Raw genomic sequence first — 23344 nt, 5'->3', positions numbered from 1 at the left:
GGTTTTCGGAAAAAATCACGATATTTTGAAATTTCCTGTTGACGAACCCGTCTGAAACACGTATACTGATCAGCGTTGACGGGTTACGTCAGCGGTTCGCAGGAGTGGCGGAATTGGCAGACGCGCAGGCTTCAGGTGCCTGTTGTAGCAATACAGTGAGGGTTCAAGTCCCTTCTCCTGCAGGAGATCAAAGCCAGGTCGGAAGACCTGGTTTTTTTGCGCGTAAGCTACGAGCCACGCGACGAAATCCCGGGTTCCGACTGTCCGTGCTGGCACGAAGACAGACGGGACCCGGGATTTCGGCATGCGGCGACAGCCGCGATGAGTGCCTGCCTTGCAGGCACGAATGGCGTGGCCCGCAGCTCACGCCCCCGCCAGTGTATGCGGCGACAGCCGCGATGAGTGCCTGCCTTGCAGGCACGAATGGCGTGGCCCGCAGCTCACGCCCCCGCCAGTGCATGCGGCGACAGCCGCGATGAGTGCCTGCTTTGCAGGCACGAATGGCGTGGCCCGCAGCCCCGAATCCGGAGCCTGCCTTGAAAAAAGAGGGTCCGTATTGTACAATACCTTCGATCCTGAGGCTGTTTTACGGACAGAAAGGGCAAATACGTTGAAAGCATATCTCATCCTGGAAGACGGAACCGTGTTCACCGGAACGAGCATCGGCGCCGAAGGCACCTGTGTCAGCGAAATTGTGTTCAACACTTCGATGACCGGCTATCTCGAGGTGCTCACTGATCCCTCCTATGCGGGACAGGCCGTCTGCATGACTTATCCGCTGATCGGCAACTACGGCATCTGCAGCGAGGACATGGAATCCGACCGCCCCTGGCCGGACGGCTTCATCGTCCGGGAACTCTCCCGGCTGCCGAGCAATTTCCGCTCGGAAGAATCCATTCAGAAATTTCTCGCCGGACACGGCATTCCCGGCATCGCCGGAATCGACACGAGGGCGCTGACACGGCGTCTCCGCGAACACGGCACGATGAACGGCATGATCACGACACGGGAGATGAACCGCGAGGAGGCGCTCGCAGCGATCCGTGCGTACAAGGTCGGTCCCGTGGTGGACCGCGTGACATGCCGGGCCTCCGTTCACATACCGGGGAAAGGACCCCGCGTGGCGCTGATGGATTACGGGGCAAAGAAGGATATCGCGCAGAATCTGGCGAAACGGGGCTGTGATGTGACAATCTATCCGGCCGGTACGCCGGCGGAGGAGGTTCTTGCGGGCCGTCCGGACGGCATCATGCTGTCAAACGGACCGGGCGATCCGAAGGAAAACGGAACGATTATCGACAATGTCCGCCGGTTTTACGAATCGGGCGTGCCGGTTTTCGCGATCTGCCTCGGACATCAGCTGATGGCGCTGGCGACGGGCGCGGATACATTTAAGATGAAGTACGGCCACCGCGGAGGCAACCATCCTGTCCGCGATCTGACGGGAGACGGCCGCGTGTATATGACATCTCAGAATCACGGCTACGCGGTGGATCCGGATACGGTCGATCCGTCGGTGGCGGTTCCCGCTTTCGAAAACGTCAACGACGGGACGAATGAGGGGCTTCGCTATATCCGGAAGCCGGTTTTCACGGTGCAGTTCCATCCGGAAGCCTGCCCGGGACCGCAGGACGCCAATTTCCTCTTTGACCGCTTCATGAAGATGATGAAAGGAGCGAAGCATGCCTAAGAACCAGAACATCCGGAAAGTCATGGTGATCGGTTCCGGCCCGATCGTCATCGGTCAGGCGGCGGAGTTTGACTACGCCGGAACGCAGGCCTGCCGTTCCCTTCATGAGGAAGGCGTGGAGGTCGTGCTGCTGAACAGCAACCCGGCGACGATCATGACGGACAAGGATATCGCCGACGAGGTCTATATCGAGCCGCTGACCGCCGAGGTCGTGAAAAAAATCATCGAGAAGGAAAAACCGGATTCCCTGCTTCCGACTCTGGGCGGTCAGGCCGGACTGAATCTCGCGATGGAGCTGGCGGATCAGGGATATTTTGACGAGCATCCGGAGGTGAAGCTGATCGGCACGACGGCTCTCACCATCAAGAAGGCGGAGGACCGCCAGATGTTCAAGGATACGATGGAGAAAATCGGCGAGCCGATCGCGCCCTCTCTTGTCGTGCATTCCGTCGAGGAAGGAAGAGTTTTCGCCGAAAAGATCGGGTATCCGGTCGTCCTCCGTCCCGCCTACACCCTGGGAGGTTCCGGCGGCGGAATCGCCCGGGACGAGGAGGAGCTGAACGAGATTCTCTCCAACGGACTCAGGCTTTCCCGCGTGAACGAGGTGCTGGTCGAGCGGAGCATCGCCGGCTGGAAGGAAATCGAGTACGAGGTCATGCGCGACAGCCGCGGCAACAAGATCACGGTCTGCAACATGGAAAACATCGATCCGGTCGGCGTGCATACCGGCGACTCGATCGTCGTCGCCCCGTCCCAGACGCTGGGAGACAAAGAGTATCAGATGCTTCGGAGCTCCGCGCTCCGGATCATCGAAGAGCTGAAGATCACCGGCGGCTGCAACGTCCAGTACGCGCTGAACCCGGACAGCTTCGAGTACTGCGTGATCGAGGTCAATCCCCGCGTGAGCCGCAGCTCCGCGCTGGCTTCCAAGGCCACGGGTTATCCGATCGCGAAAGTGTCGGCCAAGATCGCGCTCGGCTATACGCTGGACGAGATCCCCAACGCGATCACGAAGAAGACCTACGCCTCCTTCGAGCCGATGCTGGACTACTGCGTGGTGAAGATCCCCCGTCTCCCCTTCGATAAATTCATCACGGCGAAGCATACGCTGACGACCCAGATGAAGGCGACCGGCGAGGTGATGGCGATCTGCACCAGCTTCGAGGGCGCCCTGATGAAGGCGATCCGCTCGCTTGAGCAGCACGTCGATTCGCTGATGTCCTACGATTACTCCCAGCTGGAGGAGGAAGAGCTGATCGAGGAGCTGAAGGCTGTGGATGACCGCCGGATCTGGAGGATCGCGGAGGCGGTCCGCCGTCAGATCCCGATCGGAGAGATTGTCACGCTGACCGGAATCGACGCGTGGTTCGTGGACAAGATCGCCAATCTCGTCGGGATGGAATATTCCCTTCGGACGAGAAAACTCACGCCGGAGCTTCTGGCGGAGGCGAAACGGATGGAGTTCCCGGACTATCTGATCGCCCGGCTGGCCGGAAAGACGGAAGACGAGGTGAAACAGCTCCGACTGGAGAACGGGATCACGGCCGCGTTCAAGATGGTGGATACCTGCGCCGCGGAATTTGAGGCGAGCACACCGTATTACTATTCGGTGTACGGAGGAGAGAATGAATCGGTTCCGGGTCACGGCAGAAAGAAGGTGCTGGTGCTCGGATCGGGCCCGATCCGCATCGGACAGGGCATCGAGTTCGACTTCTGCTCGGTCCACTGCACCTGGGCCTTCGCGAAGGAGGGCTGGGAGACCGTCATCATCAACAACAATCCGGAGACGGTCAGCACCGACTTCGATATAGCGGACCGCCTGTACTTCGAACCGCTGACGCCGGAGGATGTGGAGAACGTCGTCCGGATCGAGAAGCCGGACGGAGCCGTGGTTCAGTTCGGCGGCCAGACCGCCATCAAGCTGACGGAGTCGCTGATGAAGATGGGCGTGCCGATTCTCGGAACGTCCGCGGACGACGTGGACGCGGCGGAGGACCGGGAACGGTTTGACGAGGTCCTCGCGTCCTGCGGCATCCGGCGTCCGAAGGGTCAGACGGTGTTCACGGCGGAGGAGGCGAAGGAGGCGGCCCGCCGCCTCGGCTATCCGGTACTGGTCCGCCCATCCTATGTGCTCGGCGGCCAGGGAATGCAGATCGCCATCAGCGATGAGGACATCGACCAGTACATCGGCATCATCAACCAGATCGCCCAGGATCATCCGATCCTTGTGGACAAATACATGCTCGGCAAGGAGGTCGAGGTGGACGCCGTCTGCGACGGCGAAAATATCCTGATCCCCGGCATCATGGAGCATGTGGAGCGGGCCGGCATTCACTCCGGCGACTCCATCTCCGTCTATCCGGCCCAGACGCTGTCGCAGGTCGCGAAGGACAGGATCATCGATTACACGGAGAAGCTGGCGAAGGCGCTGCATGTCCGCGGCATGATCAACATTCAGTTCATCGATCAGAACGACGAGATCTACTGCATCGAGGTGAACCCGCGTTCCTCCCGGACCGTGCCCTATATCAGCAAGGTGACCGGGATCCCGATCGTTTCGCTGGCGACACGGGCGATTCTCGGCCATAAGATCACGGATATGGGCTATAAGCCGGGCCTTCAGCCGGAGGCCGGGTATGTCGCCATCAAGATGCCGGTTTTCTCCTTCGAGAAGATCCGCGACGCGGACATCAGCCTCGGACCGGAGATGAAATCCACCGGCGAGGCCCTCGGCATCTCCAAATCCTGGAGCGAGGCACTGTACAAGGCGTTCCTCGGCGCGGGCGTCGATCTTCCGAAGTACCGGAACATGATCATCACGGTGCGGGACGAGGACAAGGAGGCTATCGTGCCGATCGCGGCCCGTTTCGAGCGTCTCGGCTACCGAATCTACTCCACGTACGGGACGGCCGCCTATCTGAACGCCCACGGCGTTCACGCGGTCCGCACGAACAAGCTGGAGCAGCCTCATCCGAACCTGATGGACCTGATTCTCGGACACCGGATCGACCTGATCATCGATCTGCCGCCTCACGGCATCGAGCATCAGCATGACGGCTTCGTGATCCGGAGAAATGCCATTGAGACCGGCGTCAACGTGCTGACCGCCATCGATACGGCCGAAGCGCTGGTGACGTCGCTTGAGAGCACCGACAAGGACAGCCTGACGCTGGTCAACATCGCGGACATCTGAACGCGGAAGAGAGGAGATAAACCATGCTCGAACTACTGGAGGTCGTCCTGCTCGGCATCTGCGAGGGAATCACGGAGTGGCTGCCGATCAGCTCCACCGGCCACATGCTGCTGCTTTATCAGCTCTTTCACATCGATGAGAAGGATCCGTTCTGGGCGATGTTTCTGGTCGTGATCCAGTTCGGCGCGATCCTCGCGGTGGTCCTGATCTACTTCAAAAGTCTCTGGCCGTTCCGGCGGCCGGATCCGGAGACGTCCGGCGCCGCCCGGGTCCGGAGCGTCTTCCGGAGAGACAAGCTCATCATGTGGCTCAAGATCCTGGTTTCCTGTGTGCCGGCGGCCATCGTCGGACTCACGGTGGATGACTGGATCGAGCTTCATCTCTATAACTATGTGACGGTGGCGGTGATGCTGATCGCCTACGGCGCTGCCTTCATTCTGGTGGAGAACCGGAACCGCGGCCGGCGGGCGGGCGTCCGGAAGATCAGCGAGATCAGCTGGCCGCTGGCGTTTATGATCGGAATCTTCCAGGCTCTGGCGATCATCCCGGGCACCTCGAGATCCGGCGCTACGATCCTCGGCGGGATCCTGCTTGGCATGTCGAGAACCTGCGCGTCCCGCTACACCTTCTTTCTCGCTGTGCCGACGATGCTCGGCGCCAGCATCCTGAAGCTGGCAAAGTTCGGGAGCTTTACGCTGGTTCAGGGAATGTACCTGCTGCTCGGGATGGCGGTTGCATTTCTCGTATCGGTCTTTGCGATCCGCTTTCTGATGAGCTACATCAAAAAGCATGATTTCAAGGTGTTCGGCTGGTACCGGATCGTTCTGGGCATCATCGTCCTGCTTGTTTTCGCCGCGCAGTCGGCGCTTGCTTGAGAGGGAGGCGAAAGAAATATGGATAAGAAGAAAACAGTCGTCGTGGCACTCGGACACCGCGCGCTGGGCTCGACGCTGCCGGAGCAGCAGCGGGCGACGAAGGAAGCGGCGAAGGCGATCGCGGATCTGGCGGAGACCGGCGCGAACGTGGTGATCTCCCACAGCAATTCGCAGCAGGTCGGCATGATTCATATGGCCATGAATGAATTCGCCCAGAACCATCCGGAATATACGACTTGTCCGATGTCGGTCTGCTCCGCCATGAGCCAGGGCTATATCGGCTATGACCTCCAGAACGCGATCCGGGCGGAGCTGATCACGCGCGGCATCTACCGGCCGGTGTCCACCGTGCTGACCCAGGTGCTGGTGGATCCGTATGACGAGGCATTCTACGAGCCGACGAAGATCATCGGCCGTCTGCTGACGAAAGAGGAGGCGGACGCGGAGGAGAAAAAAGGAAATTTCGTGACGAAGGTGGAAGACGGCTTCCGGCGGATTGTCGCGTCTCCGGCTCCGAAGGAAATCATCGAGCTGGACGCGATCAAGGCGCTGGTGAAGGATGATCAGATCGTGATCTGCTGCGGCGGAGGCGGCATTCCGGTGATGGAACAGGGCGTGGACCTCCGGGGCGCGTCCGCTGTCGTCGAGAAAGACCTGATCGCCGGCCTCCTTGCGATCGATCTCAGTGCGGATACGCTGATGATTCTGACCTCCGTCGATGCGGTTGCGCTGAATTACCGCTCGGACAATGAAAAAATGCTGGGGCGGATCAGCGTTCATCAGGCCCGGAGCTACCTTGAGGAGAATCAGTTCGAGAAGGGATCGATGAGGCCGAAGTTTGAGGCGGCGATCAACTTCGTCGAGCTGGGCGCGTCCCGCCGGGCGATCATCACGTCGATTCCGCGGGCGAGAGCCGCGTATCTCGGCAAGGCCGGCACGGAGATCGTGAATGAGGTATGAGCGCAGAGAAAAGAAAGAAGAGACCCTTTCGGGCCTCTTCTTTCTTTTCATCTAATGAGGGGGGAGATAGTGAGTGGTTCATCAACTATCTGAAATACAATATACCGGCACTTTGTGGAAAAAGTATGACAGCTGCCGAAAGAAAATCTAAATTTTCTAAAGAAATTCTAAAGTTTGACGCAACGGAACGGATGGGATAAAATGAAAAGTCAGTACGATCACAGGAGAATATTATGAAAGCATCGAAAATACTGGAACGACTTCAGACCGTGAGAACAGCAGGACCGGAAGACCCGGACATCACCGGCCTTGTCTACGATTCCCGGAAGGCGGGACCGGGGACATTGTTCGTCTGCATTGTCGGAACGAATTCCGACAGCCATCGCTTCCTGCCGCAGGTATTTGAGAGCGGTGCGGCCGCGGTACTGGTCGAGAAGGGGCATATGCCGGAGGGACTGAAGATACCGGAGCATGTCGCCGTCTATGAGACGGAGGACACCCGGCTCGGCCTCGCGCTGGCCTCGGCGGCCTGGTTCGGCTATCCGGCGGAGCAGATTCCCGTGATCGGCGTCACCGGAACGAAAGGCAAGACGACCACCACCTACATGATCCGGTCGATTCTGGATCATGCGGGGCATAAGACCGGCCTCATCGGCACGATCGAGGCGATCATCGGGGATCAGCGGATTCCGTCGGCCAACACGACGCCGGAGTCCTATGTGGTGCAGAAGGATCTCCGCGCGATGATCGACGCGGGCTGCGACTGCGCGGTGATGGAGGTTTCGAGTCAGGCGCTGAAGATGCACCGCACGGACGGCATCCTCTTTGAGATCGGCGTCTTTACCAATATTTCGCCGGATCATATCGGACCGAACGAGCACAGCTCCTTCGAGGAGTATATGGAATGCAAGGGAAGGCTGTTCCGTCAGTGCCGCCTCGGGATCGTCAACATCGACGATCCTCACGCCGCCGATGTGCTGGCCGGCCACACCTGTGAGGTGGAAACCTACGGGATCCGGTCGGAGAAGGCTGACCTGCGGGCTGTCCATATCGAGCATGTCGCAAGACCCGGGTATCTCGGCATGTCCTTCGATGTGACCGGATCAATGCCGCTCCATGTGGAGCTGGACCTTCCGGGCCTGTTCTCGGTTTACAACGCGCTGACCGCGATCGCCTGCTGCGAGCATTTCGGCATCCCGGCGGACGCGATCCGGAGCGCGCTTAAGAGCGCGAAGGTGAAGGGACGCATCGAGCCGGTTCCGGTGTCGGACCGTTTTACCCTGATGATCGACTACGCGCACAACGCGATGGCGCTGGAGAGTCTGCTCACGACACTCCGGGACTACGGCCCGAAGCGGATCGTGTGCGTTTTCGGCTGCGGCGGAAACCGGGCGCGCGCACGCCGCTTCGAGATGGGAGAAACAGCGGGCCGGCTGGCGGATTTCACGATTATCACCTCGGACAATCCGCGCTTCGAGGATCCTCAGGCGATCCTCGGCGACATCGTCACCGGGATCCGGAAGACGGAGGGCCGCTACATCACAATAGAAGACCGGAAGGAGGCGATCCGTTACGCGATCACTCACGGCGAGGAGGGCGACGTCATCGTGCTCGCCGGAAAAGGACACGAGGACTATCAGGAAATCCGCGGCGTCAAGCATCCGATGGACGAGCGGGTACTGATCCGGGAAATCCTTGATGAAGAAGCGCTACGCTGATGTGATCGTCTCGATCACCGGAAGCAGACTCGATCATCCGTTTACCTACGCCGTCCCGCCTGAACTTCAGGACCGGGCCGTCATCGGCAGCGTCGTCCGGATTCCGTTCGGGCACTCGCGCGTGACGGAAGGCTACATCACACGCTTCAGCGACAGCTGCGGCGTGCCTCCCGAACGCCTTCGCGCGATTCTCGATGTGGTGACCGACGGGGAGACGGCGGACGCGAGGCTGGTCAGACTGGCCGCATGGATGAGCCGGACCTATGGTTCTACGCTGATCCAGGCGCTGAAGACGGTCGTTCCCGTTCGGAAAAAATACGCGCCCCGGACAGCCGCCACCGTTTCACTGACGGATCGGGAGAGTGCGGAAAAGGCGCTCGAACTGGCCGTCCGCCGTCACTATCAGGCAAAGGAGCGGGTGCTCCGGCTGATGCTGGCCGGAAAGAGCGGCGTCAGCCTCGGCGCGCTGGAAAAAGAAGCCTCGGTGCCTCTTTCCGTGATCCGCGGTCTCGAGGGGGACGGTGTTCTCCGGGTGGATACGGAGGATGTATACCGGCGCGTGTCGGGGGACGCGGAAGTGCTGCCGCCGGATCACCCGACGGCGGAGCAGCAGAGCGTGATCAGCGCGGTCCGGGGAGAATGGGCCGGAGCAGACCGGCCGGTTCTGATCAACGGCGTCACCGGAAGCGGGAAAACTGTGGTCTATACCGAGCTTGTCGCCGATGTGCTCGCAAAGGGGCAGCAGGCGATTGTGCTGATACCGGAGATCGCGCTGACCTGGCAGACGGTGCTCAGGTTTGTGAAACGGTTCGGAGACAAGGTGTCCTTCCTGCACTCGCGTCTCTCCGGCGGCGAGCGGTACGACCAGATGAAAGCTGCCCGGAAGGGAGACATTCAGGTGATGGTGGGACCGCGGTCGGCGCTGTTCACGCCGTTTCCGGACCTCGGACTGATCGTCATCGACGAGGAGCACGAGGAGACGTACCACTCCGAGACAGTTCCGCGCTACCACGCGCGCGAGACCGCCATCGAACGCGGACGCATCGAGCACGCACACGTCGTGCTCGGGTCGGCGACTCCGTCGGTGACGGCCGCGAAGCGGGCCGCCGACGGCCTCTATCTCGGGCTCAGGCTCGAAGGACGGTACGGCGGAAGCCGCCTTCCGGACGCGCGGATCGTCGATATGCGGGCGGAGCTGGCGGATGGCAACCGCACCATTCTGAGCCGTGCGCTCCGGGATGAGATGGCGGAGGCGCTGGATGAGCACGCGCAGATCATGCTGTTCCTGAACCGGCGGGGCTACGCGGGCGCGTGGACCTGCCGTTCATGCGGCCATGTCGCCCGGTGTCCCCACTGCGACGTCTCGCTCACCCAGCATATCGGCGGCCGTCTGGTCTGTCATTACTGCGGATACGAGACGCCTGAGATGCATCGGTGTCCGGTCTGCGGATCCCCGTTCATCGGAGGACTTTCCATCGGGACGGAGCAGGTGGAGGCGTTTGTCCGGAAGAGCTTTCCCTCCGCCGGCGTGCTGCGGATGGACGCGGACACGACGAAAGGCAAGGAAGGCTATGAAGCGATCCTCACGCAGTTTGCCGGTCACGAGAAGGATATTCTGATCGGAACCCAGATGATCGTCAAAGGACACGACTTTCCGGGTGTGACGCTGGTCGGCGTTCTGATGGCGGATCTGTCCCTGAACGAGAGCGACTTCCGTTCCTCGGAGCACACCTATCAGCTGATCACCCAGGCGGTGGGAAGAGCCGGCCGCGGCCAAAGACCCGGGCGCGCAGTGATTCAGACCTACAGGCCGGAGCACTTCGCGATTCAGGCCGCCGCGCGTCAGGATTATGATACATTTTATAAAGAAGAAATCAGTTACCGGAAACTGATGGAGTACCCGCCCTGCGGTTCGATGACGGCCATACTGGGAAGCGCGCCGGATGAAGAGCTGCTGACGCGGGGGATGCGGTACCTGCGGAAATATCTTGACCGTATCGATCCGCATCAGACGCTGCACGCGATCGGACCCGCCCCCCAGAGCATCGGGAGGATCCGGGACCAGTACAGACAGGTGATCTACATCCGGCACAGCGATCCCGAACGGCTCATCCGGGCGAAGGATATGCTGGAGGAATACATCGAAATGAACAGCGGATTCCGGAAGATCCGCATACAGTTTGATCTCTGCACATAGAATACAGACGAAGGAGGACAGAACGATGGCACTCAGAACGATTCGGATCATGGGAGACCCGGTGCTTGCGAGAAAATGCCGGGAGGTAAAGGAGATGACGCCCCGGCTCAGGCAGCTGATCGAGGATATGTTTGAAACGATGTACGACGCGAACGGAGTGGGACTCGCGGCTCCTCAGGTCGGCATCCTGAAACGGATCGTGGTGATCGATACGACCGGCAGCGACCCGATCGCGCTGGTCAATCCGGTGATCACGGAGCGGGAGGGCTCCCAGACCGGAGAGGAGGGCTGCCTCTCTCTGCCGGGCAAGTCGGCTCTCGTCACGCGGCCTCAGAAAGTGGTGGTGGAAGGGTTCGACGCGGACATGCAGCCGGTTCGCTATGAGGCGGAGGACCTTCTCGCGCGGGCGATGTGCCATGAGATCGATCATCTGGACGGACATATGTACACCGAGCTGGCGGAAGGACCGGTTCATGATGTGGCTTCCGCCGAGGACGAGGACGGGGAGGAAGAGTGAGATGAGAGTCGTATTTATGGGAACACCGGACTTCGCGGTAGGCGTTCTGGCCGCGCTCGCCGATGCGGGCTATGAGATGGCCGGCGTGGTCACGCAGCCGGACCGTCCGAGAGGACGGAAGAAAGAGATTCTCCCGGGACCTGTCAAGGAAGAGGCGCTTCGCCGGGGAATTCCGGTGCTGCAGCCGGTCCGCGTGCGCCGTCCGGAGGCCGTTGAGGAGATCCGGGCGCTGAAGCCGGATCTGATCGTGGTGGCGGCGTTCGGCCAGATCATCCCGAAGGAGATCCTCGGGATGCCCCGGTACGGATGCCTCAACGTGCATGCCTCGCTGCTGCCCGCCTACCGCGGCGCGGCGCCGATCCAGCATGCGATCCTCGACGGCTGCGCGGAGACCGGCGTCACGATCATGCGGATGAACGAGGGCCTCGACACGGGCGACATCATCTCTCAGTGCAGGGTGCCGATCACAGAGGAAACCACCGGCGGCAGCCTCTTCGAGGAGCTCGCCGCCGCCGGCGCAAAGCTTCTGATTGAGACGATCCCCCATGTGGCCGACGGAACCGCGGTCTACACGAAACAGCCGGCGGAGAGCACGACGCCCTACGCCGCGCTGATCTCGAAGGAGAGCGGAGAGATCGACTGGTCCGCGGACGCGGAGTCGATCGAACGGAAAGTGCGGGGCATGAATCCCTGGCCTTCGGCCTGGACCCATCTCGACGGTCATATCCTGAAGATCTGGAAGGCGCATGTGGAGAAGCACGGCGAGAAGGGACCGGAGGAGGAAATCGGGCGGATTGTGCGCCAGGACGCGAAAGGACTCTATATCCGTACCGGAAGCGGGATCCTCGTGCCGGAGGAGCTGCAGCTGGAAGGACGGAAGCGGATGCGTGCTTCGGATTTCCTTCGCGGCTACACGATCCGGAACAATCAGCTGTCATAAGAGACGGAAGAAGGAGGAAGCACAGGGCATGACGGAAAATCCCAGAGAGATCATCCTGCGGATTCTCACGGAAATCAGTGAGAACGGGATCTACTCGCATATGGCGATCCGGGGAGCGCTGGACCGGTATCAGTACCTGACGAAACGGGAGCGCGCGTTCATCAACCGGGTCTGCGAGGGAACCGTGGAGCGGATGATCGAAATCGATTACATCATCAACTGCTTTTCCACCGTGCCCGTGGACCGGATGAAGCCGGTGATCAGCGACATCCTCCGGAGCGCGGTCTACCAGATCCGGTTCATGGACGGCGTACCGGAGGCGGCGGCGGTCAACGAGGCCGTCCGGCTGACCCAGAAGAGAGGCTATTATAATCTGAAGGGCTTCGTGAACGGCGTCCTCCGGGCCATCATCCGGAGCGGGACTTCGATCCCCTACCCGGACGAGAAGAAGGACCCGGTGAAGGCCTACTCGGTGACCTACTCGATGCCGGAGTGGCTGGTGCGTGACTGGCTCGAGACATACGGCCCCATCGTCACGCGCAGAATGCTGAAGGCGGATCTGACGGAACGGCCGACGACGGTCCGCTTCAAGACGGACCGGATCTCGAAAAACACGATCATCGAGTCGCTTGAGGCGCAGGGCGTGACCGTGCGGAAGGCGCCCTATCTGCCGTACGCCTACACCATCTCGGATTACAACTATCTTCCCGGACTGGCGGCGTTCCGGAAAGGATGGATCTATCCTCAGGACGTGAGCTCCATGCTGGTGGCGGAAATCGCCGCTCCGCGGAAAGGCGATTACGTCATCGACGTCTGCGCGGCGCCGGGAGGCAAGAGCCTCCATCTCGCCGACAAAATGGCCGGATTCGGGATGATCGAGGCGCGGGATCTCACGGAGGAGAAGGTGCAGCTGATCCGCGACAACGTGAAGAGAGCCGGACTGATCAATGTGAAGCCGATGCAGCGCGACGCGCTGCTGCCGGATCCGGAATCGGAAGAGAAGGCGGATCTTGTCATCTGTGACCTGCCGTGCTCGGGACTCGGGGTCATCAGCCGTAAATCGGATATCAAGTATCGGGTGACGCCGGAGAAAATCGATTCGCTGGTGGAGCTTCAGCGGGCGATTCTCCGGAACGCGGCCACGATGGTCCGCCCGGGCGGCGTCCTGATCTACAGCACCTGCACCGTGAACCGGCGGGAGAATATCGACAACGCACGGTGGTTCGCGAAGCAGTTCGCGTTCGAGCCGGAGAGCCTCGACCCCTGTCTGCCCCGTGAACTGAGGCAGCTGACCACGTCGGAGGGAACGCTGCAGATGATCCCGGGTATCCATGACTCCGACGGGTTCTTCCTCGCCCGGTTCAGAAAGAAGAGACGATGACGGAAGAAAGAAAAGAGACGGAGGACCTCCTCTCGATGGACCTTCCGGCGCTGAAGGCGGCGGTCGGCGCGCTCGGGGAGAAGTCATACCGGGCGGAGCAGATCTACGGCTGGCTCCACCGGAAACTGGCGGGGTCCTGGGACGAGATGACCAACGTGCCGGCGGCGCTCCGGGAGAAGATGGCCGCCCGCTGGCCCATCGGCGCGCCGGAGCAGCGGGCGCTTCAGATCTCGAAGATCGACGGGACGCGGAAGTATCTGTTCCGCATGCGGGACGGGAACTACGTCGAAAGCGTCTGGATGAGCTATCACCACGGTAATTCGGTCTGCATTTCCTCTCAGGTGGGCTGCCGGATGGGCTGCACCTTCTGCGCCTCGACTCTCCTCGGTCTCACACGGAATCTGACCCCGGGGGAAATGCTGGGGCAGATCTACGCCATCTCGAGGGATACCGGCGAGCGGGTCTCCAACGTCGTCGTGATGGGGACCGGCGAGCCGCTGGACAACTATGAGAATCTGGTCCGCTTTCTCCGGATGCTCTCGGATGAGAACGGCCTTCATATCAGCGAGCGGAACATCACGGTGTCCACCTGCGGGCTGGTTCCGGGGATCCGTCGCCTCGCGGGCGAGAAGCTGATGATCAATCTGGCGCTCTCCCTGCATGCGCCCGACGATGTGCTCAGGCAGCGGCTGATGCCGGTCGCGCGGGCATACCGGATACCGGAGATCATGGACGCGCTGCGGGATTATTACAGGGTGAACCGGCGGAGACTCACGTTTGAGTACTCGCTGATCCGCGGCGTGAACGACACGGACGAATGCGCGGAGAAGCTGGCGGCTCTTCTAAAGGGGATGAACTGCCTCGTCAATCTGATTCCGGTGAATCCGGTGACGGAGAGGGGATACCGCGAGACCCGCCGCGAGGGGGTTCTGGCCTTCAAGAAAAAACTTGAAAATCATGGAATACATGTTACTATTAGAAGAGAAATGGGCAGAGATATCGACGGCGCCTGCGGGCAGCTGCGAAAGCGCTGCACAGAAATGGACCAGAAAGCATGAGATCTTATTCGGCTACTGATGTAGGACGAAAGCGAAATATCAATCAGGATTGCATCTTCGCCTCGGACCAACCGGTAGGGAATCTTCCGAATCTGTATATCGTAGCCGATGGCATGGGCGGGCACAACGCCGGTGATTTTGCCTCGCGCTATGCGGTGAACACGGTGAAAGGGTTCATCGCGGAGAGCAGAGAGAAGAATCCCGTCAAACTGATTGACGAGGCGATTAAGCTTGCCAACCGCGGAATCCGGAGAGAAGCCTCGGAGCACGAGGCGATGCTCGGGATGGGCACGACGATCGTCGTGACGACCGTGATTGGCAATTATGCGTACACAGCAAATGTCGGCGACAGCCGGCTTTATCTTTTCGATGGAACTCTGACGCAGATCACGAAGGATCATTCCCTCGTGGAGGAGATGGTACGGCTCGGAGAGCTGACCAGGGAGGAAGCGAGGACCCACCCTGACCGCAATATCATCACAAGGGCGGTCGGTGCGGCCGAGGACATAGACATTGATTTTTTTGATTACCAGCTGTCGCCGGACGCGATGATTCTGATGTGCACCGACGGTCTCACCAATATGGTGGATGACCGGGAGATCAGAAGAATCCTGTCCACTTCGGCGGAAATTGGGGAGACCCCGAAGATCCTCGTAAATGAGGCGAACGAAAACGGCGGCAAGGACAACATCGCAGTGCTGATCATCAGCCCGGATGCGGATGAGGTGTAAGAATGTTAAAAACGGGTACAATTCTAGCAGGTCGGTATGAGATTGTCGGGAGGATCGGGGCCGGCGGCATGGCGGATGTCTATAAGGCCATGGATTCAAAGCTGAACCGGTATGTGGCCGTGAAGGTCATGAAGCCGGAATTCGCGAATGACAGCAGCTTCATCTCGAAGTTCCGGAGCGAGGCCCAGGCAGCGGCGGGGCTCGCCAATCCGAATATCGTCAACGTCTACGATGTGGGCGAGGACCAGGGCAATTATTATATCGTCATGGAGCTCGTCGAAGGCATCACACTGAAAGAATATATCGCGAAGAAGGGAAAGCTTTCCGTCCGGGAAGCGACCAGCATCGCGATTCAGGTCTGCATGGGGCTCGCGGCGGCTCACGATCAGGGGATCGTCCACCGGGATGTGAAGCCTCAGAATATCTGCATTTCCACAGACGGCAAGGTCAAGGTGACGGATTTCGGCATCGCCCGCGCCGCCTCCTCCAACACCATCAGCGCCAACGCGATGGGATCCGTTCATTACAGCTCGCCTGAGCAGGTGAGAGGCGGGTACTCGGACGCACGGTCCGACATCTATTCCCTCGGCATCACGCTCTACGAGATGGTTACCGGACGGGTGCCTTTCGACGGAGAGACGACGGTCGCCATCGCGATCAAGCATCTGCAGGACGAGATGGAGCCGCCGACGAAATACACGCCGGATCTTCCCTATGCCCTTGAGCAGATCATCTACAAATGCACGCAGAAAAGCGTTGACCGCCGCTATCAGTCGATGAACGAGGTCATCGCGGACCTCAAGCGGTCCCTGATGGAGCCGGACGGCCATTTCGTCCAGCTGGCGCCCCTGACGGATCAGGGACGGACGGTCATGATTTCAGACAAGGACCGCGAGGCGATCCGGGAGGGAAGACTTCCGGAGGGCAAAAAGCAGCCGGAACAGACGAAATCCTTCTCATCCATCGAGAACGCGAGAAAGGGCGTCGAGCCCGAGCGCGAGCCGGAGGAGGAGAAGGAGAGGGATAATAGGGATGAAGAGGAAGGCAGCTCCGGACTCGAGAAGGCGGTGACGGTCGGCAGCTTCATCGTCTGCGGTCTCATCATCTGCATTCTGATCTTCTTTATCTGCCGGGCAGCGGGGCTCTTCCGCACCGGGCAGCCTTCGGATTCCGAATCGGGCGCCGCATCAGTCACTTCGGCCGCGGCCGGTACGGTCAATGTGCCGAACATCATCGGGATGACCGAGGCGGACGCGAAGACGACGGCCGCTTCGAAGAACCTCACGATCCAGTCCCTCGGACAGCAGTCCTCTGACCAGGCTGCCGGAACCGTCGTCTATCAGAGTCCGGACGCCGGCACGGCCGTGGAGGCCAACTCCGCGATCAGCTACTATGTGAGCAGCGGTCCGGAGACGATCGCGGTGCCGTCCGTAACCGGACAGTATGTGACGGATGCCGGGAAGGCACTGAAACAGGCCGGATTTGAGTCGGTCAGCGTTACGAAACAGAATTCCTCCGACGTCACCGTCGGAAACGTAATCTCGGTTTCGCCCGCGGAGGGAGAACAGGTTACGGCGAAGACGGAGATCACCCTGACCGTCAGCAGCGGTCCGGAGGGCTCGGAGGATATCACGGCGACCAGCTACATCGGCTACGGCGAGGATGAGGCGGTGGCGGCCGCAAAGGCGGCTGGCTTTATCGTGACGGTAGCCTACGGGAGCAGCGAGAACGTCGATGCGGATCAGGTCATGAGCCAGAGCGTGAACGCGGGCGATACCGTCGCCTACGGATCGGATCTGACGCTGACCGTCAACAACCCGCAGAAAGCGGCTGCGGAGAGTGCGGCGGAGTCGGTGGCGGAGACCGCCGGCGGGAATGCGGCCTCAGGCGCTGCCCGGTCCGGCGCGTCGAACGCGTCCTCATCAGGGAGATGGACGGCGACCGCCTCTCTGCTCGCGCCGACGACCTACCAGAACGGCGCGTACCGGCTGGTGCTTGTGCAGAACGTGAACGGAACGGATCAGCAGACTGTGATTGAGGAAAACACCACAGCGCTGACCTTCCCATATACGCTGAGAGTGACCGGTGCGGACGGCGTCACCGACGGAACGGTGTACCTGTACGAGCAGGAAAACGGAAACTACGTGGCCCGCGCCGAGTGGCCGGTGACGTTCAAAGAGAACAGCTGAGTCTATGACAGGAATCATTGTGAAGGGAATTGCCGGATTCTACTACGTATATGTAGCGGGATCCGGCATTTATGAATGCAAGGCAAGAGGAATCTTCCGAAAGCAGGGCAGAAAGCCGCTGGTCGGCGACCGGGTGCGCATCGATGTGCTTGACAGGGAGACCCATCAGGGGAACCTCGTCGAGCTGCTTCCAAGAACCAGTGAGCTCGCGCGACCGGCGGCGGCGAACATCGATCAGGCACTGCTGTTTTTTGCGGCGAAGACGCCGGATCCGAATTTCGTCCTGCTTGACCGGTTCCTGATCTCGATGGAGCGGGAGGGAATCCCCTGCGTGATCGCGTTCAACAAGGCGGATCTTCTCACGAGTGAGGAAGCGGAGAAGCTGCGCGGAATGTACATGAAATGCGGCTCCCCCGTGCGGCTGGTCAGCGTCCGCGAGGGAAGGGGCGTGGACGAGCTGAAGTCGATGCTGACCGGGCGGACAACCGTGCTCGCGGGGCCGTCCGGCGCGGGGAAGTCCTCCTTCGCGAACGCGGTTCAGTCGGCGGTTCGTATGGAAACCGGTGAAATCTCGCGCAAATTGTCCCGCGGAAAAAACACAACGCGTCACGCCGAGCTGATTCCGGTCGATGAAGTCTCATGGCTCTGTGATACGCCCGGTTTTATGGCACTCGAAAATTCGGGGATTCGTAAGGAAGAGCTGAAGAACTACTACGACGAGTTTCTTCCTTATCTCGGCCGCTGCCGCTTTGACGGCTGCGTCCATATCAGCGAGCCGGACTGCGCGGTGAAGGCAGCGCTTGAAGAAGGCAACATCGACCCCGTGCGGTACGGAAACTATTGCCTGATCTACGAGGATCTGAAGGAAGCGGAACAGAACCGCTACCGCTGATGCGCTCGCGCAGGAAAGGGAAATGCATATGAGAACGATGATCGTCGGCGGAGGCGCTCTGCGCCCCGCCTTTCTTGCATCCGCGGCACGGTGTCTTTCGCCCGATTTCGTGATCGCCGCTGACCGCGGAATCGACGCCCTGCATGCTGCCGACATCCGGCCGGGGCTGATTCTCGGCGACTACGACAGTGCGGACGCAGCGGTGCTCAGATCCGCCCGAAGCAGCGCCGCCCGTGACGGCGCGCAGGTGCTCACCTATCCGGCGGAGAAAAATTTCTCGGATATGGAAGCGGCGGTTCGCGAGGCGGTGAAACGGAATTCCGGCGAGATCTGGCTTCTCGGAGCGACCGGCGGGCGGCTGGATCATTTTCTCGCGAACATCCTGAATCTCACGATCGGCACCGACGCGGGGACTCCTTCTTTTATGCTGGATGAGCAGAATCTCCTGTTTGTGACGGAGCGGCCGGTCCTTTTCCGCCGGGAGGACGAAGAACGCCGGCTGACGGTCATTTTCTCCGGGTGCGGACCGGAATATACCGGAGATGCTGTTTACGTGACGGCGCGGATGCCGCGTGCCTTCCGCTATCTCTCCTTTCTGCCGCTCGGCGGACCGGTGGAAAAGCTCAGTCTGACCGGTGTGAAATACCCGCTGGAAGCCTTCCGCCTTGACGGACGGGCTCCGTCGCTGACCATCAGCAACGAGATGACCGGAGCGGAAGCGCGGGCGGATTTTGACAGCGGACGGCTGATCGTGATCCTTTCGGGCGACGGCCGGCCGGATATTTTTTATTGACATTCTGCACAGATGCTGTATAGTTTTATTAATCACTTTAGCAGAATGCAGTAGGAAAATGAGTTCCTGCGATCGGCCTGCCGTATTTGAGACATGCGCGGGGAGCGCCGAGGCACAAAGGCGTGCAGAGGAAATGTGATTTTTCTTCTGTACGCTTTTTTTGTGGGCCGAATGCGGAAGTGAACAGTCAGCGGCTGAAAAACCGCGAACAGCAGGGGCGGGTATGATGAAAGAAACGGATGCAGTCAGGAATGAAAATCTCCTTGAGGTGAAGGATCTGAAGCTTTCCTTCCGGATCCGGAAGGAGCTGGTTCCCACGATTCGCGATGTCAGCTATACGCTGAAGCGCGGGGAGGTGCTGGGCATCGTTGGCGAGTCGGGGAGCGGAAAATCCATTTCCTCGAACGCCATTCTCCGCCTGCTTCCTGAAAACGCCGTGATTGAAGGGGGACAGATTATCTTCGACGGCCAGGAGCTTCTCGGGATGCCGCTGCGGGAGCTTCGGAAGATCCGCGGGCGGCGGATCTCCGAGATCTTCCAGGATCCGATGACCTCGCTGGATCCGCTGTTCACGATCGGCTATCAGCTGGACGAGGTGCTGAAAAAGCACACGAAGATGGCGAAGCCCGAGCGCGAAGCGCGCAGCATCGAGCTGCTGAAGCTGGTCGGCATCAACCAGCCGGAGCGGAGGCTGCGCCAGTATCCTCACGAGTTTTCCGGCGGCATGCGTCAGCGTGCGATGATCGCGATGGCGCTGGCGTGCGATCCGGAGCTTCTGATCGCGGATGAGCCGACGACCGCGCTCGATGTGACGATTCAGGCTCAGATCATCGACCTCCTGAAAGAACTGAAGGCCAAGCTCCACACGTCGATCATCTTCATCACCCACGATCTCGGCGTGATGGCGGATATATGCGACCGGGTGCTCGTGATGTACGCCGGCGAGATCGTGGAGTCCGGCGACAAACGCCAGATCTTCTACGGTCACCGCCATCCGTACACCGAAGGACTCCTTCACTCGATTCCGGATGTGGAAGGCGAGGAGAAGAAGCCGCTGGTGCCGATCGAAGGAAATCCGCCGGAGATGTCGCTCCTGGGCGATGAATGCGCCTTCGCGCGCCGCTGTCCTTACGCGATGAAGATCTGCGCGCGGAAGAGGCCGGAGGAAGCGTCCCTCGGCGACGGTCATACCGTCCGCTGCTGGAAGGTATTCCGTGAGGAACAGGCGAAGGAGGAGAGGAAGGATGCAGACTGAAGGCGAGAACCTGCTTGAGGTGAAGCACCTGAAAAAATACTACGAGGTGAAGCAGAGTCCGTTCCGGAAAGGCCTGGTCCGCGCGGTGGACGACGTCTCCTTCTCGATCCGGAAGGGCGAGACGCTCGGTCTGGTCGGCGAGTCGGGCTGCGGAAAGTCCACACTGGGCCGATGCGTGCTCCGGCTGCTCGAGCCGACCGGCGGGGATATTTTCTTCGAGAACCAGCGCCTCAACGACGCGGACATGCAGGCGTACCGCCAGAAGATGCAGATCGTCTTCCAGGACCCCTACGCCTCCCTCGATCCGAGAAAGACCGTCTCTGACCTGATCGGCGAAGGGCTGGATCTTCACCAGCTCTACGAAAGCCGCGAGGAGAGAAAGGAAAAAATCCTCTCCCTGATGAATATGGTGGGCCTCTCGGAGTATTTCTACAACCGGTATCCGCATGAGTTCTCCGGCGGACAGCGTCAGCGGATCGGCATCGCCCGCGCGCTTTCGGTGCATCCGGAATTTATCGTCTGTGATGAACCGGTATCGGCGCTTGACGTCTCGATCCAGGCTCAGGTCATCAACATGCTGGAACGGCTTCAGAAAGAGAAGGGCATCACCTACCTCTTCATCGCCCATGACCTGTCGGTGGTGCGCCATATCAGCGACCGGATCGCGGTGCTGTATCTCGGCCGGCTCGTGGAACTGGCCTCCAGCGACGAGCTGTACCGCAATCCGCAGCATCCGTACACGCAGATGCTTCTGTCCGCGATTCCGATTCCGGACCCGGATAAAAGCGCGAAGCGCAAGCGTGTCGTGCTGGAAGGGGAGATTCCCTCGCCGCTGAACCCGCCCTCCGGCTGCCCGTTCCGGACGCGGTGCCCGCGTCAGTGTGCGGCGTGCGCGGAAACGTTTCCCGGGCTGAAGGAAATCGCGCCGGGTCATTTCGCAGCCTGCACACAGCTTTGATCCGGGTATGACAGAAAACGGAAGGTGGGAGACGCATGATTCTGTTTGAGAAGATAATGAAGCGGGTGCTGCTCGCGGTGATCAGCCTCTTCGCGATCATCACGATCACCTTTTTTCTTATGAATATCATTCCGGGCGATCCGTTCATGTCCGAGAAGGCGACAGAGGCGACAAGAAAAATTCTGATCGCCAAGTACGGACTGGACAAACCGGTCTTCGTTCAGTACATCCGCTATCTTCAGAACCTGTTTCACGGAGATATGGGGACGAGCTACGTTCTTCAGAAGGGAAGGGCGATCAGCACGATCGTGACCGAATCGTTCGCCGTTTCGATGCAGCTGGGAATCCGGGCACTGATCGCCGCGATCGTCATCGGCGTGCCGCTGGGCTGTGTCGCCGGGCTGTGGAAGGAAAAGCCCGCCGACGGCGTGATCCGCGTAATCTCGGCGGTCGGCATCTCGATCCCCGGCTATGTGCTCGCCGCGGTGCTGATGCTCGTGCTCTCGGTCAATCTGAAAGTGCTGCCGGTCTCCTACGGGAAGCCGGGCGGCGAGGTGATGCCGGTGATCGTGCTGGCGACCTATCCGACCTGCTATCTGATGCGTCTGACCCGCGCCAGCATCCTCGAGGTGCTGGGCCAGGATTACCTGAAGACGGAGCGGGCGAAGGGAATGGGAGAGGGAACGGTGATCTTCGTGCACGCGCTGAAGAACTCTCTGATCCCGATCATCACCTATCTGGGACCGCTGACCGCCTCGATTCTCACCGGCGGTTTTGTCGCGGAGTCCGTCTTCAACGTCCCGGGACTCGGCCGGTATTTCGTCAATGCCATCAGCGCCCGTGACTACACGCTGATCATGGGCGTCACCGTCTTCTACGCCGCGCTGATCATCACCATGAACCTGATCTGCGACGTGCTGTATCAGATCGTGGATCCCCGGATTGAGATGGCGTAAGGAGGAAGAAAATGAGAAACATACTGTCCCTCCAGATTCCGGTGGAGAAGAGTGACTACGAAAAACTGCCGGCCGGTTTCTACAGCACGGAGGCGTCCGGCACGGAAGAGGTCGGTTTCTGGAAAGCGAGCTGGAGACGCCTCCGGGAGAACCGGATCGCGATGGCCGCGCTGGTGGTCATCCTGATCATCATCGTCTTCGCGGTGATCGGACCGATGCTTTCCCCCTACACCTACGACGAGCAGGTTCACGGCGATGAAAACCTCTGGCCCTGCTTCTCACATCCCTTCGGGACTGACCGTCTCGGACGGGATCTGATGGTCCGATGCATGACCGGTACGAGGATCTCGCTGCTGGTCGGCGTCGTATCCGCGATCATCGTCATGATTATCGGCTCGATCTACGGCTCGATCTCGGGCCTTCTGGGCGGCCGTGCGGACACCGTCATGATGCGGATCGTCGACATCATCTACTCCGTTCCGGAGATCCTGCTGATCGTCGTGATCAAGCTGGTCATCGATCAGCCGCTGACCAATCTGGTGGAGAACGTCCCGTTCTTCCATCCGCTCGAGAAGCTCGGATCCGGACTGATCGCGATCTTTATCGTGTACGGCTGCCTGTACTGGGTCGGGATGGCCCGTATCGTCCGCGGCCAGGTGCTTCAGCTCAAGGAGATGGAATATGTGACGGCGGCGCATGCACTCGGCGCGCCGAACGGCTGGCTGATCCGGAATCACCTGCTTCCGAACTGCATGGGCCAGATCATCGCCACGATGATGATGCAGATCCCGTCCGCCATCTTCACGGAGGCCTTTCTTTCCTTCCTGGGGATCGGCGTATCCGCACCGATGGCTTCGCTGGGGTCGCTGACCTCCGAGGCACTTTCGGGAATCAACCGGGCCCCCTACCGCATGCTTTTTCCGGCTGTGCTCATCAGCCTGATCATACTGGCGTTCAACCTTTTCGGCGACGGCCTGCGCGACGCGCTTGACCCGAAGATGAAGAAACGGTGAGACAGAAGGAGAAAGAGTAAGGGCAGGA

At 60.3% G+C, this 23344-nt stretch carries 19 protein-coding genes and 1 tRNA gene; all 20 read left to right on the top strand.

Annotated features, from left to right (window positions below):
• The first annotated feature begins 98 nt into the window (after positions 1-98).
• The 20 genes from G4C92_RS03025 to G4C92_RS02930 all read left to right on the top strand — a co-directional run bounded on the left by G4C92_RS03025 (position 99) and on the right by G4C92_RS02930 (position 23316).
• Positions 99-182, top strand: a tRNA-Leu gene (locus G4C92_RS03025).
• A 428-nt stretch (positions 183-610) separates the two neighbouring features.
• Positions 611-1690 (top strand): carbamoyl phosphate synthase small subunit, encoded by a 1080-nt coding sequence (locus G4C92_RS03020; protein ID WP_274941127.1) that lies wholly within the window; start codon positions 611-613, stop codon positions 1688-1690.
• Positions 1683-4883 (top strand): carbamoyl-phosphate synthase large subunit, encoded by a 3201-nt coding sequence (gene carB / locus G4C92_RS03015; protein ID WP_274941126.1) that lies wholly within the window; start codon positions 1683-1685, stop codon positions 4881-4883. Before G4C92_RS03020 ends, carB begins: the two co-directional genes overlap by 8 nt.
• 23 nt (positions 4884-4906) lie before the next feature.
• The gene (locus G4C92_RS03010) at positions 4907-5758 is read left to right on the top strand and encodes an undecaprenyl-diphosphate phosphatase (protein WP_274941125.1); all 852 of its coding nucleotides are present in this window, start codon (positions 4907-4909) and stop codon (positions 5756-5758) included.
• An 18-nt stretch (positions 5759-5776) separates the two neighbouring features.
• Positions 5777-6718 carry a carbamate kinase gene (gene arcC, locus G4C92_RS03005; protein ID WP_274941124.1) on the top strand — a complete coding sequence of 314 codons (942 nt, stop codon included), beginning with the start codon at positions 5777-5779 and terminating at the stop codon, positions 6716-6718.
• Entirely contained in the window at positions 6715-6918 is a 204-nt protein-coding gene (locus tag G4C92_RS03000; protein ID WP_274941123.1) for a hypothetical protein, read from the top strand. The genes arcC and G4C92_RS03000 overlap by 4 nt, the downstream gene beginning before the upstream one ends.
• A gap of 33 nt (positions 6919-6951) precedes the next feature.
• Complete coding sequence (locus G4C92_RS02995) at positions 6952-8436, top strand: UDP-N-acetylmuramoyl-L-alanyl-D-glutamate--2,6-diaminopimelate ligase (RefSeq protein ID WP_274941122.1); 1485 nt, start codon at positions 6952-6954, stop codon at positions 8434-8436.
• A complete protein-coding gene (priA, locus tag G4C92_RS02990) occupies positions 8417-10633 on the top strand; it encodes a replication restart helicase PriA (RefSeq protein WP_274941121.1) in 2217 nt (738 codons plus the stop codon). The genes G4C92_RS02995 and priA overlap by 20 nt, the downstream gene beginning before the upstream one ends.
• Before the next feature lie 25 nt (positions 10634-10658).
• Positions 10659-11150: a peptide deformylase gene (gene def, locus G4C92_RS02985; RefSeq protein WP_274941120.1), complete on the top strand. Its 492-nt coding sequence runs from the start codon at positions 10659-10661 to the stop codon at positions 11148-11150.
• Position 11151: 1 nt separating this feature from the next.
• Positions 11152-12090 carry a methionyl-tRNA formyltransferase gene (gene fmt, locus G4C92_RS02980; RefSeq protein ID WP_274941119.1) on the top strand — a complete coding sequence of 313 codons (939 nt, stop codon included), beginning with the start codon at positions 11152-11154 and terminating at the stop codon, positions 12088-12090.
• Between the two features lie 28 nt (positions 12091-12118).
• Complete coding sequence (gene rsmB / locus G4C92_RS02975) at positions 12119-13471, top strand: 16S rRNA (cytosine(967)-C(5))-methyltransferase RsmB (RefSeq protein ID WP_274941118.1); 1353 nt, start codon at positions 12119-12121, stop codon at positions 13469-13471.
• Positions 13468-14529, top strand: a complete 1062-nt coding sequence (rlmN, locus tag G4C92_RS02970; protein ID WP_274941117.1) for a 23S rRNA (adenine(2503)-C(2))-methyltransferase RlmN — start codon at positions 13468-13470, stop codon at positions 14527-14529. The genes rsmB and rlmN overlap by 4 nt, the downstream gene beginning before the upstream one ends.
• On the top strand, positions 14526-15260 hold the full coding sequence (locus G4C92_RS02965) for a Stp1/IreP family PP2C-type Ser/Thr phosphatase (protein ID WP_274941116.1): 735 nt from the start codon (positions 14526-14528) through the stop codon (positions 15258-15260). Before rlmN ends, G4C92_RS02965 begins: the two co-directional genes overlap by 4 nt.
• A gap of 2 nt (positions 15261-15262) precedes the next feature.
• Positions 15263-17449, top strand: a complete 2187-nt coding sequence (gene pknB, locus G4C92_RS02960) for a Stk1 family PASTA domain-containing Ser/Thr kinase (protein WP_274941115.1) — start codon at positions 15263-15265, stop codon at positions 17447-17449.
• A gap of 4 nt (positions 17450-17453) precedes the next feature.
• Positions 17454-18341, top strand: coding sequence for a ribosome small subunit-dependent GTPase A (gene rsgA / locus G4C92_RS02955; RefSeq protein ID WP_274941114.1), 888 nt, complete (start codon positions 17454-17456; stop codon positions 18339-18341).
• 28 nt (positions 18342-18369) lie between these two features.
• Entirely contained in the window at positions 18370-19134 is a 765-nt protein-coding gene (locus G4C92_RS02950) for a thiamine diphosphokinase (RefSeq protein ID WP_274941113.1), read from the top strand.
• Between the two features lie 223 nt (positions 19135-19357).
• Positions 19358-20389 carry an ABC transporter ATP-binding protein gene (locus G4C92_RS02945; protein ID WP_274941112.1) on the top strand — a complete coding sequence of 344 codons (1032 nt, stop codon included), beginning with the start codon at positions 19358-19360 and terminating at the stop codon, positions 20387-20389.
• Positions 20379-21347 (top strand): ABC transporter ATP-binding protein, encoded by a 969-nt coding sequence (locus tag G4C92_RS02940; protein ID WP_274941111.1) that lies wholly within the window; start codon positions 20379-20381, stop codon positions 21345-21347. The genes G4C92_RS02945 and G4C92_RS02940 overlap by 11 nt, the downstream gene beginning before the upstream one ends.
• 35 nt (positions 21348-21382) lie before the next feature.
• Positions 21383-22303: an ABC transporter permease gene (locus G4C92_RS02935; protein WP_274941110.1), complete on the top strand. Its 921-nt coding sequence runs from the start codon at positions 21383-21385 to the stop codon at positions 22301-22303.
• Between the two features lie 11 nt (positions 22304-22314).
• Positions 22315-23316, top strand: coding sequence for an ABC transporter permease (locus G4C92_RS02930; RefSeq protein ID WP_274941109.1), 1002 nt, complete (start codon positions 22315-22317; stop codon positions 23314-23316).
• Positions 23317-23344 lie beyond the last annotated feature (28 nt).

The organism is Chordicoccus furentiruminis (assembly GCF_019355395.1).
In the GTDB taxonomy this organism is placed as follows: domain Bacteria; phylum Bacillota; class Clostridia; order Lachnospirales; family Lachnospiraceae; genus Chordicoccus; species Chordicoccus furentiruminis.
Note: the sequence above shows the minus strand (reverse complement) of the source record. Positions and strands in the feature narration are given on the sequence as shown.

What these genes read in the sequence shown, in the direction of transcription:
- carB (WP_274941126.1), top strand. Translation starts at nt 1,683, where the DNA reads ATGCCTAAGAACCAGAACATCCGGAAAGTCATGGTGATCGGTTCCGGC.
- G4C92_RS03010 (WP_274941125.1), top strand. Translation starts at nt 4,907, where the DNA reads ATGCTCGAACTACTGGAGGTCGTCCTGCTCGGCATCTGCGAGGGAATC.
- arcC (WP_274941124.1), top strand. Translation starts at nt 5,777, where the DNA reads ATGGATAAGAAGAAAACAGTCGTCGTGGCACTCGGACACCGCGCGCTG.
- G4C92_RS03000 (WP_274941123.1), top strand. Translation starts at nt 6,715, where the DNA reads ATGAGCGCAGAGAAAAGAAAGAAGAGACCCTTTCGGGCCTCTTCTTTC.
- G4C92_RS02995 (WP_274941122.1), top strand. Translation starts at nt 6,952, where the DNA reads ATGAAAGCATCGAAAATACTGGAACGACTTCAGACCGTGAGAACAGCA.
- priA (WP_274941121.1), top strand. Translation starts at nt 8,417, where the DNA reads ATGAAGAAGCGCTACGCTGATGTGATCGTCTCGATCACCGGAAGCAGA.
- def (WP_274941120.1), top strand. Translation starts at nt 10,659, where the DNA reads ATGGCACTCAGAACGATTCGGATCATGGGAGACCCGGTGCTTGCGAGA.
- fmt (WP_274941119.1), top strand. Translation starts at nt 11,152, where the DNA reads ATGAGAGTCGTATTTATGGGAACACCGGACTTCGCGGTAGGCGTTCTG.
- rsmB (WP_274941118.1), top strand. Translation starts at nt 12,119, where the DNA reads ATGACGGAAAATCCCAGAGAGATCATCCTGCGGATTCTCACGGAAATC.
- rlmN (WP_274941117.1), top strand. Translation starts at nt 13,468, where the DNA reads ATGACGGAAGAAAGAAAAGAGACGGAGGACCTCCTCTCGATGGACCTT.
- G4C92_RS02965 (WP_274941116.1), top strand. Translation starts at nt 14,526, where the DNA reads ATGAGATCTTATTCGGCTACTGATGTAGGACGAAAGCGAAATATCAAT.
- pknB (WP_274941115.1), top strand. Translation starts at nt 15,263, where the DNA reads ATGTTAAAAACGGGTACAATTCTAGCAGGTCGGTATGAGATTGTCGGG.
- rsgA (WP_274941114.1), top strand. Translation starts at nt 17,454, where the DNA reads ATGACAGGAATCATTGTGAAGGGAATTGCCGGATTCTACTACGTATAT.
- G4C92_RS02950 (WP_274941113.1), top strand. Translation starts at nt 18,370, where the DNA reads ATGAGAACGATGATCGTCGGCGGAGGCGCTCTGCGCCCCGCCTTTCTT.
- G4C92_RS02945 (WP_274941112.1), top strand. Translation starts at nt 19,358, where the DNA reads ATGATGAAAGAAACGGATGCAGTCAGGAATGAAAATCTCCTTGAGGTG.
- G4C92_RS02940 (WP_274941111.1), top strand. Translation starts at nt 20,379, where the DNA reads ATGCAGACTGAAGGCGAGAACCTGCTTGAGGTGAAGCACCTGAAAAAA.
- G4C92_RS02935 (WP_274941110.1), top strand. Translation starts at nt 21,383, where the DNA reads ATGATTCTGTTTGAGAAGATAATGAAGCGGGTGCTGCTCGCGGTGATC.
- G4C92_RS02930 (WP_274941109.1), top strand. Translation starts at nt 22,315, where the DNA reads ATGAGAAACATACTGTCCCTCCAGATTCCGGTGGAGAAGAGTGACTAC.